Annotated in this window: 17 protein-coding genes; 13 read left to right on the top strand and 4 right to left on the bottom strand. The window is 72.4% G+C overall.

All coding sequences use genetic code 11. The features are described from left to right. Positions 1 to 76 precede the first annotated feature (76 nt). Positions 77 to 307, top strand: a complete 231-nt coding sequence (locus tag GA0070622_RS11125) for a hypothetical protein (RefSeq protein WP_245666182.1) — start codon at positions 77 to 79, stop codon at positions 305 to 307. A 55-nt stretch (positions 308 to 362) separates the two neighbouring features. On the opposite strand, the gene GA0070622_RS11130 is transcribed toward GA0070622_RS11125, so the two are convergent. Then, on the bottom strand, positions 363 to 1,055 hold the full coding sequence (locus GA0070622_RS11130) for a Crp/Fnr family transcriptional regulator (protein ID WP_013287664.1): 693 nt from the start codon (positions 1,053 to 1,055) through the stop codon (positions 363 to 365). Positions 1,056 to 1,302: 247 nt separating this feature from the next. Between GA0070622_RS11130 and GA0070622_RS11135 the strand changes: the two genes are divergently transcribed. The 7 genes from GA0070622_RS11135 to GA0070622_RS11165 all read left to right on the top strand — a co-directional run bounded on the left by GA0070622_RS11135 (position 1,303) and on the right by GA0070622_RS11165 (position 6,419). Continuing rightward, positions 1,303 to 1,806, top strand: coding sequence for a polyadenylate-specific 3'-exoribonuclease AS (locus tag GA0070622_RS11135; RefSeq protein ID WP_091573232.1), 504 nt, complete (start codon positions 1,303 to 1,305; stop codon positions 1,804 to 1,806). A gap of 56 nt (positions 1,807 to 1,862) precedes the next feature. Continuing rightward, a complete protein-coding gene (locus GA0070622_RS11140) occupies positions 1,863 to 2,366 on the top strand; it encodes a pyridoxamine 5'-phosphate oxidase family protein (protein ID WP_091573233.1) in 504 nt (167 codons plus the stop codon). A 178-nt stretch (positions 2,367 to 2,544) separates the two neighbouring features. Then, on the top strand, positions 2,545 to 3,573 hold the full coding sequence (locus GA0070622_RS11145) for a 6-phosphofructokinase (protein WP_091577173.1): 1,029 nt from the start codon (positions 2,545 to 2,547) through the stop codon (positions 3,571 to 3,573). Positions 3,574 to 3,658: 85 nt separating this feature from the next. Next, positions 3,659 to 4,471, top strand: coding sequence for a pyrroline-5-carboxylate reductase (proC, locus tag GA0070622_RS11150; protein ID WP_091573234.1), 813 nt, complete (start codon positions 3,659 to 3,661; stop codon positions 4,469 to 4,471). Positions 4,472 to 4,622: 151 nt separating this feature from the next. Further along, positions 4,623 to 5,105 carry a hypothetical protein gene (locus GA0070622_RS11155; protein WP_091573235.1) on the top strand — a complete coding sequence of 161 codons (483 nt, stop codon included), beginning with the start codon at positions 4,623 to 4,625 and terminating at the stop codon, positions 5,103 to 5,105. Positions 5,106 to 5,570: 465 nt separating this feature from the next. Then, positions 5,571 to 5,921: a DUF2203 domain-containing protein gene (locus tag GA0070622_RS11160; protein WP_091573236.1), complete on the top strand. Its 351-nt coding sequence runs from the start codon at positions 5,571 to 5,573 to the stop codon at positions 5,919 to 5,921. A 6-nt stretch (positions 5,922 to 5,927) separates the two neighbouring features. Beyond that, a complete protein-coding gene (locus GA0070622_RS11165; protein WP_245666183.1) occupies positions 5,928 to 6,419 on the top strand; it encodes a GNAT family N-acetyltransferase in 492 nt (163 codons plus the stop codon). A 43-nt stretch (positions 6,420 to 6,462) separates the two neighbouring features. Here the strand turns inward: GA0070622_RS11165 and GA0070622_RS11170 are convergent, their stop codons facing one another. After that, complete coding sequence (locus tag GA0070622_RS11170; protein ID WP_091573237.1) at positions 6,463 to 7,146, bottom strand: NADPH-dependent F420 reductase; 684 nt, start codon at positions 7,144 to 7,146, stop codon at positions 6,463 to 6,465. 190 nt (positions 7,147 to 7,336) lie between these two features. On the opposite strand from GA0070622_RS11170, the gene GA0070622_RS11175 reads away from it, so the two are divergent. After that, positions 7,337 to 8,143 carry an SGNH/GDSL hydrolase family protein gene (locus GA0070622_RS11175; RefSeq protein ID WP_091573238.1) on the top strand — a complete coding sequence of 269 codons (807 nt, stop codon included), beginning with the start codon at positions 7,337 to 7,339 and terminating at the stop codon, positions 8,141 to 8,143. Positions 8,144 to 8,205: 62 nt separating this feature from the next. On the opposite strand, the gene GA0070622_RS11180 is transcribed toward GA0070622_RS11175, so the two are convergent. Beyond that, on the bottom strand, positions 8,206 to 8,694 hold the full coding sequence (locus GA0070622_RS11180; RefSeq protein WP_091573239.1) for a glutathione peroxidase: 489 nt from the start codon (positions 8,692 to 8,694) through the stop codon (positions 8,206 to 8,208). A 143-nt stretch (positions 8,695 to 8,837) separates the two neighbouring features. Between GA0070622_RS11180 and GA0070622_RS11185 the strand changes: the two genes are divergently transcribed. Then, the gene (locus GA0070622_RS11185) at positions 8,838 to 10,460 is read left to right on the top strand and encodes a glycosyl hydrolase family 18 protein (protein ID WP_091573240.1); all 1,623 of its coding nucleotides are present in this window, start codon (positions 8,838 to 8,840) and stop codon (positions 10,458 to 10,460) included. 96 nt (positions 10,461 to 10,556) lie between these two features. Here the strand turns inward: GA0070622_RS11185 and GA0070622_RS11190 are convergent, their stop codons facing one another. Then, entirely contained in the window at positions 10,557 to 11,531 is a 975-nt protein-coding gene (locus GA0070622_RS11190; protein WP_091573241.1) for an AraC family transcriptional regulator, read from the bottom strand. A 209-nt stretch (positions 11,532 to 11,740) separates the two neighbouring features. On the opposite strand from GA0070622_RS11190, the gene GA0070622_RS11195 reads away from it, so the two are divergent. The 3 genes from GA0070622_RS11195 to GA0070622_RS11205 all read left to right on the top strand — a co-directional run bounded on the left by GA0070622_RS11195 (position 11,741) and on the right by GA0070622_RS11205 (position 14,804). Further along, a complete protein-coding gene (locus GA0070622_RS11195) occupies positions 11,741 to 12,226 on the top strand; it encodes a hypothetical protein (RefSeq protein WP_091573242.1) in 486 nt (161 codons plus the stop codon). Positions 12,227 to 12,317: 91 nt separating this feature from the next. Then, complete coding sequence (locus GA0070622_RS11200; protein ID WP_091573243.1) at positions 12,318 to 13,724, top strand: class II 3-deoxy-7-phosphoheptulonate synthase; 1,407 nt, start codon at positions 12,318 to 12,320, stop codon at positions 13,722 to 13,724. 60 nt (positions 13,725 to 13,784) lie between these two features. Continuing rightward, positions 13,785 to 14,804, top strand: a complete 1,020-nt coding sequence (locus GA0070622_RS11205; RefSeq protein ID WP_091573244.1) for a threonine aldolase family protein — start codon at positions 13,785 to 13,787, stop codon at positions 14,802 to 14,804. The last annotated feature ends 31 nt before the right edge of the window (positions 14,805 to 14,835 follow it).

Genomic DNA, 14,835 nt, shown 5'->3' on the forward strand with positions numbered 1-14,835 from the left:
TTGGTTTGTGGACACTCGTCCGGGCGGTCGAGGGCGCGTGCGGCGACTACATTCATCCCCGCCGGACGAGGACGACGTGACCAAGGGGGATCTCATGGTGTTCGTGAAGCTGGAGAGCGACTGGACCGACGGCGACGGCGTCGCCCACTCGGCGGGCGAGTCCGTCGACGTGGACGCGGCCACCCTGGCCAGCCTGCAGGCCGAGGGCATCGTCAGCGAGGGCTCCGCCGGGGGCAAGGACAAGAACGAGTGGGCCGGCCCGGGCAGCACCACCGCCTGGGCGGGACCGGGCAGCGCCGGCGTCTGACCGACGCGTACGACGAGGGCCGGGGCGTGTCGCCCCGGCCCTCGTCGCGTATCCGTCAGCGGTCGTTCATGCCGGCGCGGCGGCGCAGCGCGGCCACGTCGGTGACCACGATCCGACGCCCCTCGGTGCGCAGCCAGCCGCGGCTGGCGAACGAGCCGATGGCCTGGTTGACGCTCTGCCGCGAGCCGCCGGCCATCTCGGCGAGCTGACTCTGGTTCAGCTCGATCGTGATCATCGGGGCCTGGCTCTCGCCGGCCAGCCGGACCAGCGTCTTGGCCACCCGGCCGGGGAGGTCGAGGAAGACGTGGTCGGCGTTCTGCTCGGTGAGCCGACGGATCAGCTGGCCGAGCGAGCGCATCACCGCGTCGAGGATGCGCGGGTTGGAGTGGACCAGCTCCATGAAGGCGGGCCGGGACAGCGCCAGCGCGGCGCAGTCCTCGATGGCCTCGGCCGAGGCGGACCGGGTCGAGGCGTCCAGCAGGGAGACCTCGCCCAGCACGTCCGGGGGTCGGATCACCGACAGCACGGCCCGCTCGCCGGTGGGCGCGGTGCGGAACACCGCCACGGCGCCGCGGCGCAGCACGATCAGCGACTCGCCGGGGTCGTTCTCGACGAAGAGAAGTTGCCCCTTGCGGTAGGTGCGCGGGACGGCCGCGGCGATGACCCGCTGGCGCACCTCCGGCTCCAGCCCGGCGAACATCTCCACACCCGTGAGCGCGTCACCCGGCTCCGGCAGGCGAGACTCCACGGCCCAACCCCTCCCCGGTCAGAAGTCACCACTCGCACACCGGGTGAAGCTGTCAGTCCCGGTACGAGGCAGCTCAACCGGTTCGGCGCCCGACGGCGGTACACATCAGATCATGACGCCCCCGTCGCGTGCTGTACACCCCTGGAAACACTTCCGTGACCATGCCCGGTCTGCCGGCGGCACCGCGCCGACCTCGGCGGACGCCCCGGCGACGACCCCGCGACGGTGATGGGCGAGGATGGGGGCGATGGTCTACCGCTATTTCTACGACTGCGAATTCATCGAGGACGGCCGCACCGTCGACCTGGTGTCGATCGGCGTCGTCGACGAGTACGGCCGCGAGTTCTACGCGGTCTCCACGGAGTTCGACGACTCCCGGGCGGTGCCCTGGGTGCGGCGCAACGTGCTGGACAAGCTGCCGTCGCCGGCCGACCGGGCCTGGCGCTCGCGCGAGCGGATCCGGGACGACCTGCACGAGTTCCTGCTGGCGCCGGTGCGGGACCGCCCGGGCGAGCAGCTGGAGCTGTGGGCCTGGTACGCGGCGTACGACCACGTGGTGCTGGCCCAGCTCTGGGGCGCCATGCCGGCGCTGCCCCGGGAGATCCCCCGGTTCACCAAGGAGCTGCGCCAGCTCTGGGACGACCGGGGGCGGCCCCGGCTGCCCGGCGCCGAGGCGGACCGGCACGACGCGCTCGTCGACGCCCGGCACAATCTGGCCCGCTGGCGGGCGATGACGGCTCGGGAGGTTTGACCCGTTCCGCCCGGGGCACGGGAGCGGCATCACGCCGATCCGAGACAGGAGTGCCCATGAGCAACGAGCCGACCAGCGCCGCCGAGGCCCGCGGCCGGGTCACCGAACTGATCCGGGACGCCCGGATCTGCCTGCTCACGACCAGTGCGGTGGACGGGCGCCTGGTCAGCCGCCCGATGGGGCTGCAGGAGGCGGAGTTCGACGGGGACCTCTGGTTCTTCGCCTACGCCGACTCGGCCAAGGTCCGCCAGATCCGGGTGAACCCGCAGGTCAACGTCGGCTTCTCGGACCAGCGGCACAACGCCTGGGTGTCGGTGGCCGGCACCGCCACCGAGGAGTGGGACCGGGCGCGCGCCGAGAAGCTGTGGAACCCGCTGCTCAAGGCGTGGTTCCCGGACGGCCTGGACACGCCCGGCATCACGCTGATCAAGGTGCACGCCGGTTCGGCGGAGTACTGGGACTCGCCGGGCAGCACGGTGGTCAACCTGCTCGGCTTCGCCAAGGCGGCGGTCACCGGGAAGCCGCCGAAGGCGGGGGAGAACCACGAGGTCAGCTACTGACCGGTAGCCGGTCCGGGGGTCGGGACGGTCCGGGGCGCGGTGTCGGCGCGCACCAGCGACGACTACAGTTCGCACTGACGGCCCGCCCCGGGCCGGCAACGGCGCCGATGGTCTGATCTGACACATATCCTGGGGCTTATCCGGGCTTCACCTGATGCTCCAGGAGGATGAGCAGATCATGCGTATCGGCGTGCTCACCGGCGGCGGCGACTGCCCAGGTCTCAACGCGGTCATTCGGGCGGTGGTCCGCAAGGGCGTCGCCACCTACGGTCACGAGTTCGTGGGCTTCCGGGACGGCTGGAAGGGCCCGCTGGAGGGCCTGACCAAGCCGCTGGGCATCGCGGAGGTGCGCGGCATCCTGCCGCGCGGCGGCACCATCCTCGGCTCCTCCCGGACCAACCCGTTCAAGATCGAGAACGGCGTGGAGCGGATCAAGGAGAACCTCGCCGCGCAGGGCGTGGACGCCCTGATCGCGATCGGCGGCGAGGACACCCTCGGCGTCGCCACCAAGCTGCACGAGCTGGGCGTCAACGTGGTCGGCGTGCCGAAGACGATCGACAACGACCTCGGCGCCACCGACTACACGTTCGGCTTCGACACCGCGGTCAACATCGCGATGGAGGCGATCGACCGCCTGCACACCACCGCGGAGAGCCACCACCGCACCCTGGTCGTCGAGGTGATGGGCCGGCACGCCGGCTGGATCGCCCTGCACGCCGGCCTCGCCGGCGGCGCCAACGTGATCCTGCTGCCGGAGCGGCAGTTCGACGTCGAGCAGGTCGCCGGCTACGTCGAGAAGCGCTTCCAGCACCAGTACGCCCCGATCGTCGTGGTCGCCGAGGGCGCCCAGCCGCTGGACGGCCAGATGGTGCTGCACAACCAGGAGCTCGACTCCTTCGGCCACGTCCGTCTCGGCGGCATCGGCCAGTGGCTGGCCGAGCAGCTGGAGGCCAAGACCGGCAAGGAGGCCCGCACCGTGGTGCTCGGGCACATCCAGCGCGGCGGCACCCCGACCGCGTTCGACCGGGTGCTCGCCACCCGGCTCGGCCTGCAGGCCATCGACGCCGTGCACGAGGGCGACTGGGGCAAGATGGTCGCGATGCAGAGCACGGACATCGTCCGGGTCCCGCTGGCCGAGGCCACCCGGGAGCTGAAGACCGTGCCGCTGGAGCGGTACGCCGAGGCCGAGGTCTTCTTCGGCAGCTGAGGTGTAAGGAGGGGCCCCCTGTTAACGCCTCGTGCATAGCAGGGGCCCCCTCTTAACAGTTGTCGGAGTGGGACGAGGAGGCACGGTGGGCGGGCACACGGTCGCGGTGATCGGCGCGGGCAAGATCGGCGAGCTGATGCTCTCCGGGCTGCTCCGCTCCGGCTGGCCGGTCGAGCGGCTGCTCGCCACCGCCCGGCGCCCCGCCCGCGCGCAGGAGCTGACCGACCGCTACGGCGTGCGGGTGGTGGACAACCCGACCGCGGTCGAGGAGGCCGACGTGCTGGCCGTCTCGGTCAAGCCGCAGGACGCCGCCGCGCTGCTCGACGAGATCGGCCCGAAGGTCCCCGCCGGCAAGCTGGTGATCTCGCTCTGCGCCGGCCTGCCGACCGCGTTCTTCAACCGGCGGCTGCCCGAGGGCACTCCGGTGGTCCGGGTGATGACCAACACCCCGGCGCTGGTCGACGAGGCGATGAGCGCCATCTCGGCCGGCGCGCACGCCACCGGGGAGCACCTGGCGCTGGCCGAGGAGATGTTCTCCCCGCTCGGCGCCACCGTCCGGGTGCCCGAGTCCCAGCAGGACGCGGTGACCGCGCTCTCCGGCTCCGGCCCGGCCTACTTCTACCTGCTGGTCGAGGCGATGATCGACGCCGGCATCCTGCTCGGCCTGCCCCGCCAGGTGGCGCACGAGCTGATCGTGCAGACCGCCATCGGCTCGGCGGTGATGCTGCGCGACTCCGGCGAGCACCCGGTCAAGCTGCGCGAGGCGGTCACCTCACCGGCCGGCACCACCATCTCCGCGATCCGCGAGCTGGAGAACCACGGCGTACGCGCGGCCATGCTGGCGGCGCTGGAGGCGGCCCGCGACCGCGCCCGCGAACTGGCCGCCCAGGCCGACTGAGGGGCAAGGCGGGAGCAACGCTCGAAACCTGTGGATGAGCGCCGTGGAGGGCAGAGCCCGCAGGCCCGCACGAGCCGCACAGTTCGGTCTGTGCCGAACCATCCCGGCCCTAGGGTCGAGGACTCGGACAGCTGAGAGGGGAACAGACGGAATGAGCGACGACACTCCCGTCACCGATGACCGCGACCCGGCCCGAGTCATCGAGGACGCCGTCGCACATGCCCTACGGCTGGCGGAGACCTGGCCGGCGTGGGACGGGCAGCCCCGCACCGCCGGGGACCGGGTCTACACCCCGCACAAGGCGATTCGTCGTCTCGCCGACCACCTTCTGGACCACCTCGCCGAACTCGAGGCGCGCCTGGCAGGGCAACCGCCCCTGCCCGACCACTGGCACGCCTCCGCCATCACCACCCCGGCCGACCTCGCCCCCTTCACCCTCGAGGATCTGGACGAAGCCCGCAGCCGACTGACCAGGTTGGCGCAGATCTGGTCACTGCGTCTCCGCGCGCTCGACGACGAGCGCCTCGACCGGGTCGAAGGAGACGCCTGGACGCTGCGCCAGGTCGCCTTCCACCTCGACAACACCTTCTACGCCGACGCCGTCGGCGACCTCACCACACAACGCGAAGGGTGAACGACACCCATCGCGGCAGCGACTCAATCAGGATCTTTCATCGACCACTCCCGACAACTGCTCGAAGGCGGTCCGCCGTTCGACCTCTTCGGTAGAGGTCGGGCCTCGCCGTCGGCGTCCCGGCCACGCGGGTCCACCCGCGTGACGACGTGGCCGCGTGATGGCGGTCTACCGCAGCCGCAACGTGTTGGCCGGCCCGCTCACCGCGGATCGGCTCAGCGCCGTCGAGCTGCCTCGCACGCCACGGGGCCGGCGCGGCTGCCGGCCAGACGACGTCGACCTGTTGCCGCACCGGCTCGTCCCCGAGTTGCCGGAGCGGGCCCGCCTGTCGGACGACGCCCCGGACAAGAACGACCGGATCGAGCCGCCTGGCAGGCTGACGTGTGGGCGGCCGGGCGCGACACCACCGCGCGGGGCGCGGATGACGGGCCGCCTTCGGGTCATGTCGTGCCCCATACTGGCCCGGTGTTCACTCTCGCCCAGGCGCGACACCTGGTCGCCACGCTGCGGCCGCGCGTCGACGAGCTGATCCGGCACCGGGCCGACCTCGCCGAGCTGCGGGTCGACCTGGCCGACCACGGCGCCAGCGCGCTCGGCGGGCTCGCGGAGGTGAAGGCGCTGGAGGCCCGGCTGCACACCGTCGTGGAGGAGTTCCACCAGCACGGCATCGAGGTCAAGGGGATCGCCCCGGTGCTGCTCGACTTCCCCGGCGAGCGGGACGGGCGGGCGGTGCTCTGGTGCTGGCTGGAGGGAGACACCGACGTCCGCTGGTACCACCGGGTCGAGTGCGGCTTCGCCGGCCGCCGCCCGGTCTGAGCCGGCGTGGCGACGGGTGCCGTGCGTCGGGCGGTGCCGGCGGACGCCGACGAGCTGGTCCGGTTGCGCGGGCTCATGCTCGCCGCGATGAGTGGCAGCCCGACCGCGCCGGGCCGGTGGCAGGAGGTGGCGCGGGACAACCTGCGCGCCTGGCTGGCGGAGTCCGATCCGTGGCTGGCCGCCTTCGTGGTCGACGCGCCGGAGGGCACCTCGTTGGCCGCGTGCGCGGTGGGCACGGTCGAGCGGCGGCTGGGTGGCCCGGACGATCCGAGTGGCCTGGTCGGGTCCGTCTTCAACGTCAGTACCGACCCGGCACACCGCCGGCGGGGCCACGGTCGCGCCTGCGTCGCCGCGCTGCTGGCCTGGTTCCGTGGTCGGGGCGTACGCCGGATCGATCTGCGGGCGACGGCCGCCGGCCGGCCGCTCTACCGCGCGCTGGGCTTCCGGGAGACCGCTGACCCGGCGATGCGGTTGACCCTTCCCGCCGAGGTGGACTGAGCGCCGGGCCGGCGGGCGGTCCCGCCGGCCCGGCCTCCGTCCGTCAGCTGTCCGCGTAGCGGCGGGCGGCGGCGAGGGCGGCGCGCAGCCGCTGCGCGTCGACCGGTCCCGGCCGCTCCCAGTCGCCGTCCGTGGCGTAGATGCTCGCGTACGCGCTGGTGTCGCGCTGGAACCGCCAGCCCTCGGCGAGCGGCCCGACGTCGACCGCGTCGTAGCCCAGTGAGTCGAGGAACGCCGTGACGGTGGCCTTGGCCCCGTCGTCGTCACCGGCGATCGGCAGGGCGGTCCGCTCCGCCGCGCCGGCCGGGCGGCCCAGCACCCGCAGGTGTGCGAAGTAGATGTTGTTGAAGGCCTTGACCACACGCGATCGCGGCAGGTGCCGCTGGAGCAGTTCGCTGGTGGTGGTCGACTCGTCGTCCAGCTCCGGGAAGCTCCCGTCGCGCTCCGGGTAGTAGTTGTTCGTGTCGATCACGATCTTTCCGGCGAGCGGTGCCGTCGGCACCTCGCGGTAGGCCCGCAGCGGGATCGTGACGACCACCAGGTCGCCGGCGGTCGCCGCCTCGTCCGGGGTGGCCGCACGGGCCCGGGGGCCCAGCTCGGCCACCAGGTCCCGCAGCGTCTCCGGGCCCCGCGAGTTGCTGAGCACCACGTCGTGGCCGGCGTCCACCGCGAGCCGGGCCACCGTGCCGCCGATGTTGCCGCTGCCGATCAGTCCCACGGTCGTCATGTCCGATGCCGACCCCGGCGGGACGCGGCCGCATTCCCTGGCGGAATCCTTCAACTGCCCACGCGTGGCCGGCAACGATTTGTATGGACAAGTCTCTATCTACTGAGACTGCAAATCGGTGATCTTCCATGCATGGTGATCTCATTGATATCTATCTCTCACCACCACTTCCCACCCCCAGGAGTGCGACGTGCGGAGATCCCGTCTTGCCACCCTCGCCCTGTCCCTCGCCACGTCGATCGGGGTCGCGCTGACCCTGGCCGCCGCGCCCGCCCAGGCCGCCCCGTCCGACCGGTACGTCGCGCTCGGCGACTCGTACGCCTCCGGCGTCGGCGCCGACAGCTACACCTCCGAGAGTGGCAACTGCCTGCGCAGCACGAACGCCTACCCGGCGCTCTACAACGCCAACATCCGGCCCGCCTCGTACCGCTCGGTCGCCTGCTCCGGCGCGACCACCGCGGACGTCATCAACGGCCAGCTCTCCGCGCTCTCCTCCACCACCACGCTGGTCAGCGTCACGATCGGCGGCAACGACGTCGGCTTCGCCTCGATCATGAGCACCTGTGTGCTCCAGGGTGAGACCCAGTGCGTGGCAGCCGTGGAGTCGGCCATGAACATCGCCCGCACGCAGATGCCCGGGCGACTCGCCAACGTCTACAACGGCATCCGGAACCGGGCGCCCTCGGCCCGGGTGGTGGTGGTCGGCTACCCGGTCTTCTACCAGCTCGGCACGGCCTGCGTCGGGCTCAGCGCCACCTCCCGCGCGAAGATCAACGAGGGCATCAACCTGCTGGACGACATCACCCGGACGGCCGCCACCTCGGCCGGCTTCACGTTCGCCGACGTCCGGTCCATCTTCGTCGGGCACCAGCTGTGCAGCTACGGCACGAAGTGGCTGCACGCGTTGAACGTGCTGAACCTGACCGTCTCGTACCACCCGACGGCCGCGGGCCAGTCCGGCGGCTACTACCCGGTGTTCCGGTCCGCCGCCGGCTGACCGGCGCGTCGAACCGCGAGCGGCATGCCTCCGCTGGGAGGCATGCCGCTCCGCCGTGCTCCTCAGGCCGGCAGGACCTTCTCGATCGCCGCGCGCAGCTCGGGGTCCTCGGGCGTGACCTGCGGGCCGAACCGGGCGGCCACCGAGCCGTCCGGCGCGACGAGGAACTTCTCGAAGTTCCAGCGCACGTCGCCGCTGTGCCCCTCGGCGTCCGGGGTGGACACCAGCGCGGCGTAGAGCGGGTGCCGATCCGGCCCGTTGACGTCGACCTTCTCCGTCAGCGGGAACGTCACGCCGTAGTTCACCTGGCAGAACTCCTCGATCTCCGCGGCGCTGCCCGGCTCCTGGCCGGCGAACTGGTTGCAGGGCACCCCGAGCACGGTCAGCCCCCGGTCGGCGTACCCGTCGGCGAGCGCCTGGAGGCCCGCGTACTGCGGGGTGAGGCCGCAGCGGGAGGCCACGTTGACCACCAGCAGGGCGCGACCGCGGTAGCGGTCGAGGTCGGCCGAGCCGCCGCTGAGGGCGTCGATCTGCACGTCGAAAACGGTCATGCGACGAGGCTACGGGCCGGCGCGCCGATCGTCCCGCGCCACCCGTGAAATAGACGCATCTACATCTTGACGAAGTGATGACGGCGTGAGTAGCGTCTCAGCAATCAATTTGGAAAGTTTCCTAACTATTGGGGAGACGCCGTATGAAGAGATCGCTCCGCCGGGCCCTGTGGGCCGGCGCCGTGGTCGCGCTCGCGGTCGCCGCGGTGCCCATGACCACCGCGTCGGCCGCCGGCAGCGTCACCGCAACGTTCACCAAGGTGCAGGACTGGGGGACCGGTCACGAGACGCGGGTGACCGTCACCAACGGCACCGGCGCCAGCGTGAACGGCTGGCGCATCGAGTTCGACCTGCCCTCCGGGACCGCGATCAGCAGCTCCTGGGACGCCGACGTGACCCGCAGCGGCAACCACTACGTCGCGGTCAACAAGAGCTGGGCCGGGACGCTGGCCCCGGGCGCCAGCTTCAGCTGGGGCTACAACGGCAGCGGCGCCTACCAGGGGCCGCTGAACTGCACCGTCAACGGTGGATCCTGCGCCGGTGGCGGCACCCCGCCGACCACGACCCCGCCGACGACGACGCCGCCCACCACCACGCCGCCGACGACCACGCCGCCGACCACCACGCCGCCCACCACCACGCCGCCCACCGGCGGCAAGAAGGTGGTCGGCTACTTCGCCGAGTGGGGCGTCTACGGCCGCAACTACCACGTCAAGAACATCCACACCAGCGGCTCGGCCGCGAAGCTGACCCACATCCTGTACGCCTTCGGCAACACCACCGGCGGGCGGTGCAGCATCGGTGACAGCTACGCCGACTACGACAAGGCGTACACCGCGGCGGACAGCGTCGACGGCGTCGCCGACACCTGGGACCAGCCGCTGCGCGGCAGCTTCAACCAGCTGCGCAAGCTGAAGAAGATGTACCCGCACCTCAAGGTCATCTACTCGATCGGCGGCTGGACCTGGTCGGGCGGCTTCACCCAGGCCGCGCAGAACCCGGCCGCGTTCGCCGAGAGCTGCTACAACATGGTCGAGGACCCGCGCTGGGCGGACGTCTTCGACGGCATCGACATCGACTGGGAGTACCCGAACGCCTGCGGTCTCAGCTGTGACAGCAGCGGCCCGAACGCGTTCAAGAACGTGATCGCCGCGCTGCGGAGCAAGTTCGGCTCCTCGGCCCTGGTCACCGCGGCGATCACCGCCGACGGCAGCAACGGGGGCAAGATCGACGCCACCGACTACGCCGGCGCCGCGGCGAACCTCAACTGGCTGATGCCGATGACGTACGACTACTTCGGCGCGTTCAACGCCCAGGGGCCGACCGCCCCGCACTCCCCGCTCTACTCGTACAGCGGGATCCCGCAGCAGGGCTTCTGGTCGGACGCGGCGATCCAGAAGCTCAAGTCCAAGGGCGTGCCGGCCAACAAGCTGCTGCTCGGCGTCGGCTTCTACGGCCGGGGCTGGACCGGCGTGACCCAGACCGCACCCGGCGGCAGCGCCACCGGCGCGGCGCCCGGCACCTACGAGGCCGGCATCGAGGACTACAAGGTCCTCAAGAACACCTGCCCGGCCACGGCCACGGTCGGTGGCACGGCGTACGCCAAGTGCGGCAGCAACTGGTGGAGCTACGACACCCCGGCGACCATCGGCGGGAAGATGAGCTACGCCAACACCCAGGGCCTCGGTGGCGCGTTCTTCTGGGAACTCTCCGGAGACACGAGCAACGGTGAGTTGATCAGCGCCATCAAGGGCGGTCTCGGCTGAGCCGAGGCCGACGCACCAACCCTCGGCTGAGTCGAGGGCCGACGCACCACCCACCCGGCGGGGAGGGGCCGCACCGGCCCCTCCCCGCCCGCGTGGTCAGCCCCGCACGGCCCGTTCCCGGTGCTCCCGGGGCGACGACCCGTAGGCGGCCCGGAACGCGCGGCTGAAGTGCGCCGGGTGCGCGAACCCGCACCGGGCGCCGATCTGCGCGACGCTCAGCCCCCGCAGCCTCGGGTCGGCCAGGTCCCGCGCCGCCCGCTCCAGCCGGCCGGTCCGGATCAGCTCGCCGACCGTCGTACCGGTGCCCTCGAAGAGCCGGTGCAGCGACCGCACCGACAGGTGGTGCGCCGCCGCGACGGCGGCCGGGGAGAGGTCCGGGTCGGTCAGGTGCCGCCGGACGAATGCCGTCACCCGGGCCCGGAGCCCGGTGGCCCGGACGTCGACCGGCAGTTCCCGCTCGACGTCCAGCAGCCCCGCCAGGGTGCCGGCGATCAGGTCCAGGGCGACCCGGTCGAGGTGCGGGGCGTCGGCCGGCGCGTACTGCTCCGGGTGCGCCGCGATCCGCCGCAGGAACGCGGCGAGCAGCGCGCCCATCCCGGTGCGGGCCGGGATGCCGGTGGCGAACAGCGCCGCCAGTCGGTGCGGGGCCAACGGCAACGCCCGGTGCGGCACCAGGGCCGTCAACGTCTCCACCGCTCCCGGCGTCGCGCCGTCCGGTCGCAGTCGGGAGCCGTGCGGCCGGACGGTGTCGACCAGGGCGAACGCGGACGGGTCCAGCGGCGTCTCGTGGCGCTGCTGGGTCATCACCCCACGCCCGGACAGCGGCAGGGCGAGCTGGTACAGCTCCGGGTCGCCGCTGTCGATCAGGTGGGCCGGGCGGGTGAACTCCAACGACGGGTAACGCCAGACGCCGAGGCGGATCGTGCCGAGATCGACCACCCGGGCCGAGGCGGTGAAGTCGTCCGCGTGCGCGCTGCGGATGGTGGCCGTCGACGACTGCCGGGCGACGAGATCCTGCCAGAAGTCGAAGCGCTCGGCCGGGGGCAGCCGCGCGGTGTCGACGGATGTCACGGCGAGGATGGTCCGTCACCTCCGGGGGATGGCGCGGTCCGGTACCGTCCCGCGACCCGAGACTATCGACCCCCGGCGGCTGCCGCGGATCGAGGTACGTGCCGGGCCGGGCGATCGGGACGAGGGCGCGGGACGGCGTCGGCCGGGGCGCCGGTCGGTGTGTCAGACTCGGTGGCCGGGCAGCCACGATGCCCCGATGGGAGGAACCGATGGGTCAGCAGCACCGGAGGGCGGCGACCGCCACCGTCCTGCTCGCGCTCCTGCCGGTCGCCCTGACCGCCTGCGGCGACGACGGGGCCCCCGGGGGAGCCACTCCCGCGGCGCAGCAGGCGCCGGCGCAGGAGGCGGCCGCCAAGAGCCGGGAGCGGGTACAGGCATACCTGGACGCGCTGGCCGCCCGCGACGCCGCCGCCGGCCGCAGCCAGCTCTGCGCGCCGATGCAGGCCGCGTTCGACGCCGGGGCCACCGGCCCGAACGGCGACTTCGCCGACCATTTCACGGTGCCGCAGGCCACCATCACCGACGTCCGGTCCGGGCCGCACGGCCAGGAGGTCAGCGCCACGGTCACGGTGGCCGCCGGGTCCCGCACCGCGACCCGCGCGCTGCTGTTCACGGTCACCCGCACCGGCGCCGACTGGTGCATCTCCGGCGAGACGCCGGGCGGCCGGACCGCCCAGCCGACCGTCTCGCCCTGACCCGGGCGCCGGTGTGGCGCTGATCTCCCAACCACCGGAACCGTCCCCCTCGGCGGTGGGCGGCCTCGACGGTCGCCGTACGCTTTCCTTCATGCGCCATGAGTGGCATCAGCTGAGTCACCCCGCCGTGGGCAGCCCCGGTCTGCAGACCAGCCGCCCGACCGCCGACTCCGCCGAGGACGCTGCCCTCGGCCTGGACCGATGGCGGGAGCTGCCACGCGCGCAGACCCCGCCCTGGGCCGACCAGGACCAGGTCGCCGAGGTCTGCACGGTGCTGGACACGGTGCCGTCGGTGGTCGCGCCCTACGAGGTCGACCAGCTGCGGCAGCGGCTGGCCCTGGTCTGCGAGGGCAAGGCGTTCCTGCTCCAGGGCGGCGACTGCGCGGAGACCTTCGCCGACAACACCGAGAGCCACCTGCTGGCCAACGCCCGCACCCTGCTGCAGATGGCGATCGTGCTCACCTACGGCGCGTCGCTGCCGGTGGTCAAGGTGGCCCGGGTCGCCGGGCAGTACACCAAGCCCCGGTCGCTGCCCACCGACGCGCGCGGGCTGCCGGCCTACCGCGGCGACATGATCAACTCGCTGGAGGCCACGCCGGAGGCGCGGGTCGCCGACCCGCAGCGCATGATCCGGGCGTACGCGAACTCGGCCGCCGCGATGAACATGCTCCGGGCGTACCTGGCCGGCGGGCTCGCCGACCTGCACGCGGTGCACGACTGGAACAAGGACTTCGTGCGGCAGTCGCCGGCCGGGGAGCGCTACGAGGCCATCGCCCGGGAGATCGACCGGGCGCTCGCCTTCATCCGCGCCTGTGGGATGACCGACGACGAGGCGCTGCGCACGGTCACGCTCTACTGCTCGCACGAGGCCCTGGCCCTGGAGTACGACCGGGCGCTGACCCGGATCTCCAACCGCAAGGCGTACGGCCTGTCCGGGCACTTCCTCTGGATCGGCGAGCGGACCCGCCAGATCGACGGCGCGCACATCGACTTCATCTCCCGGATCGCCAACCCGATCGGGGTCAAGCTCGGCCCGACCACGACGCCGGACGAGGCGATCGAGCTCTGCGAGAAGCTCAACCCGGACAACATCCCCGGCCGGCTCACGCTGATCAGCCGGATGGGCAACCACCGGGTGCGCGACGCGCTGCCCCCGATCGTCGCCAAGGTGACCGCCGCCGGGGCCAAGGTCGTCTGGCAGTGCGACCCGATGCACGGCAACACCCACGAGTCCTCCAACGGCTACAAGACCCGGCACTTCGACCGGATCGTCGACGAGGTGCTCGGCTACTTCGAGGTGCACCGCGGCCTGGACACCCACCCGGGCGGCCTGCACGTCGAGCTGACCGGCGAGGACGTCACCGAGTGCCTCGGCGGCGCCCAGGGCATCGAGGACCTCGACCTGCCCGACCGGTACGAGACCGCCTGCGACCCGCGACTGAACACCCAGCAGTCGCTGGAGCTGGCCTTCCTGGTTGCGGAGATGCTCCGTGGCTGACGCGAGGAGTGAGCTTGCGAGCCCCGCAGTCGGCAGCCGAAAGGAGGCACCGTGGATAATGTGATCGATCTTCGGTCGGACACCGTGACCCGGCCGACGCCGGGGATGCGGGAGGCGATGGCCACCGCCGAGGTGGGTGACGACGTCTACGGGGAGGACCCCACCGTCGCCGCCCTCGAGGCCGAGGTGGCCGCCCGGTTCGGGCACGAGGCCGCGCTGTTCGCCCCGTCCGGCTCGATGGCCAACCAGATCGCCCTCCAGCTCCACGTCCCGCCCGGCGACGAGCTGCTCTGCGACGCCGACGCGCACGTGGTCACGTACGAGATCGGGGCCGCGGCCGCGTACGCCGGAATCTCGTCGCGGACCTGGCCGGCGGTCGGCGCGGAGATCGACCCGGACGTGGTCGCCGGGATGGTCCGGCCGGACGGCTACTTCGCGGTGCCCACCCGGGCGATCGCGGTGGAGCAGACGCACAACCGGGGTGGCGGCGGGGTGATCCCGCTGCCGACGCTGCGCCGGCTGCGGGAGGTCGCCGACGGGCACGGGCTCGCCCTGCACTGCGACGGCGCCCGGATCTGGCACGCGCACGTCGCCGACGGGGTGCCGCTGGCGGAGTACGGCGCGCTGTTCGACACCCTCTCGGTCTGCCTGTCCAAGGGCCTCGGCGCGCCGATCGGCTCGCTGGTCGTGGGCAGCGCGGAGAAGATCACCCGGGCCCGGTTCCTGCGCAAGCGGATGGGCGGCGGCATGCGGCAGGTCGGCATCCTCGCCGCCGCGGGCCGCTACGCGTTGGCGCACCACGTCGAGCGGCTCGCCGACGACCACGCCAAGGCCGCCCGGCTGGCCGAGGCGGTCGCGCCGCACGGCGTGCTCGCGACCGCGGTGCGCACCAACATCGTGCCGCTCGACCTGACCAAGCATCCGCTCGACGCGCCCGCCCTGGCGGCGGCCGCGCGGGCGGAGGGCCTGCTGATCTCGGTGCTCGGCCCGCGTACGGCCCGGCTGGTCACCCACCTGGACGTCACCGACGCGCAGGTGGACCGCGCCGCCGAGACCCTCGCCACCATCCTCCGCGCCTGACCCCGGCGCGGCCTTCCTGATCACGAAGCTG

It is taken from the genome of Micromonospora sediminicola, assembly GCF_900089585.1.
Taxonomy (GTDB): domain Bacteria; phylum Actinomycetota; class Actinomycetes; order Mycobacteriales; family Micromonosporaceae; genus Micromonospora; species Micromonospora sediminicola.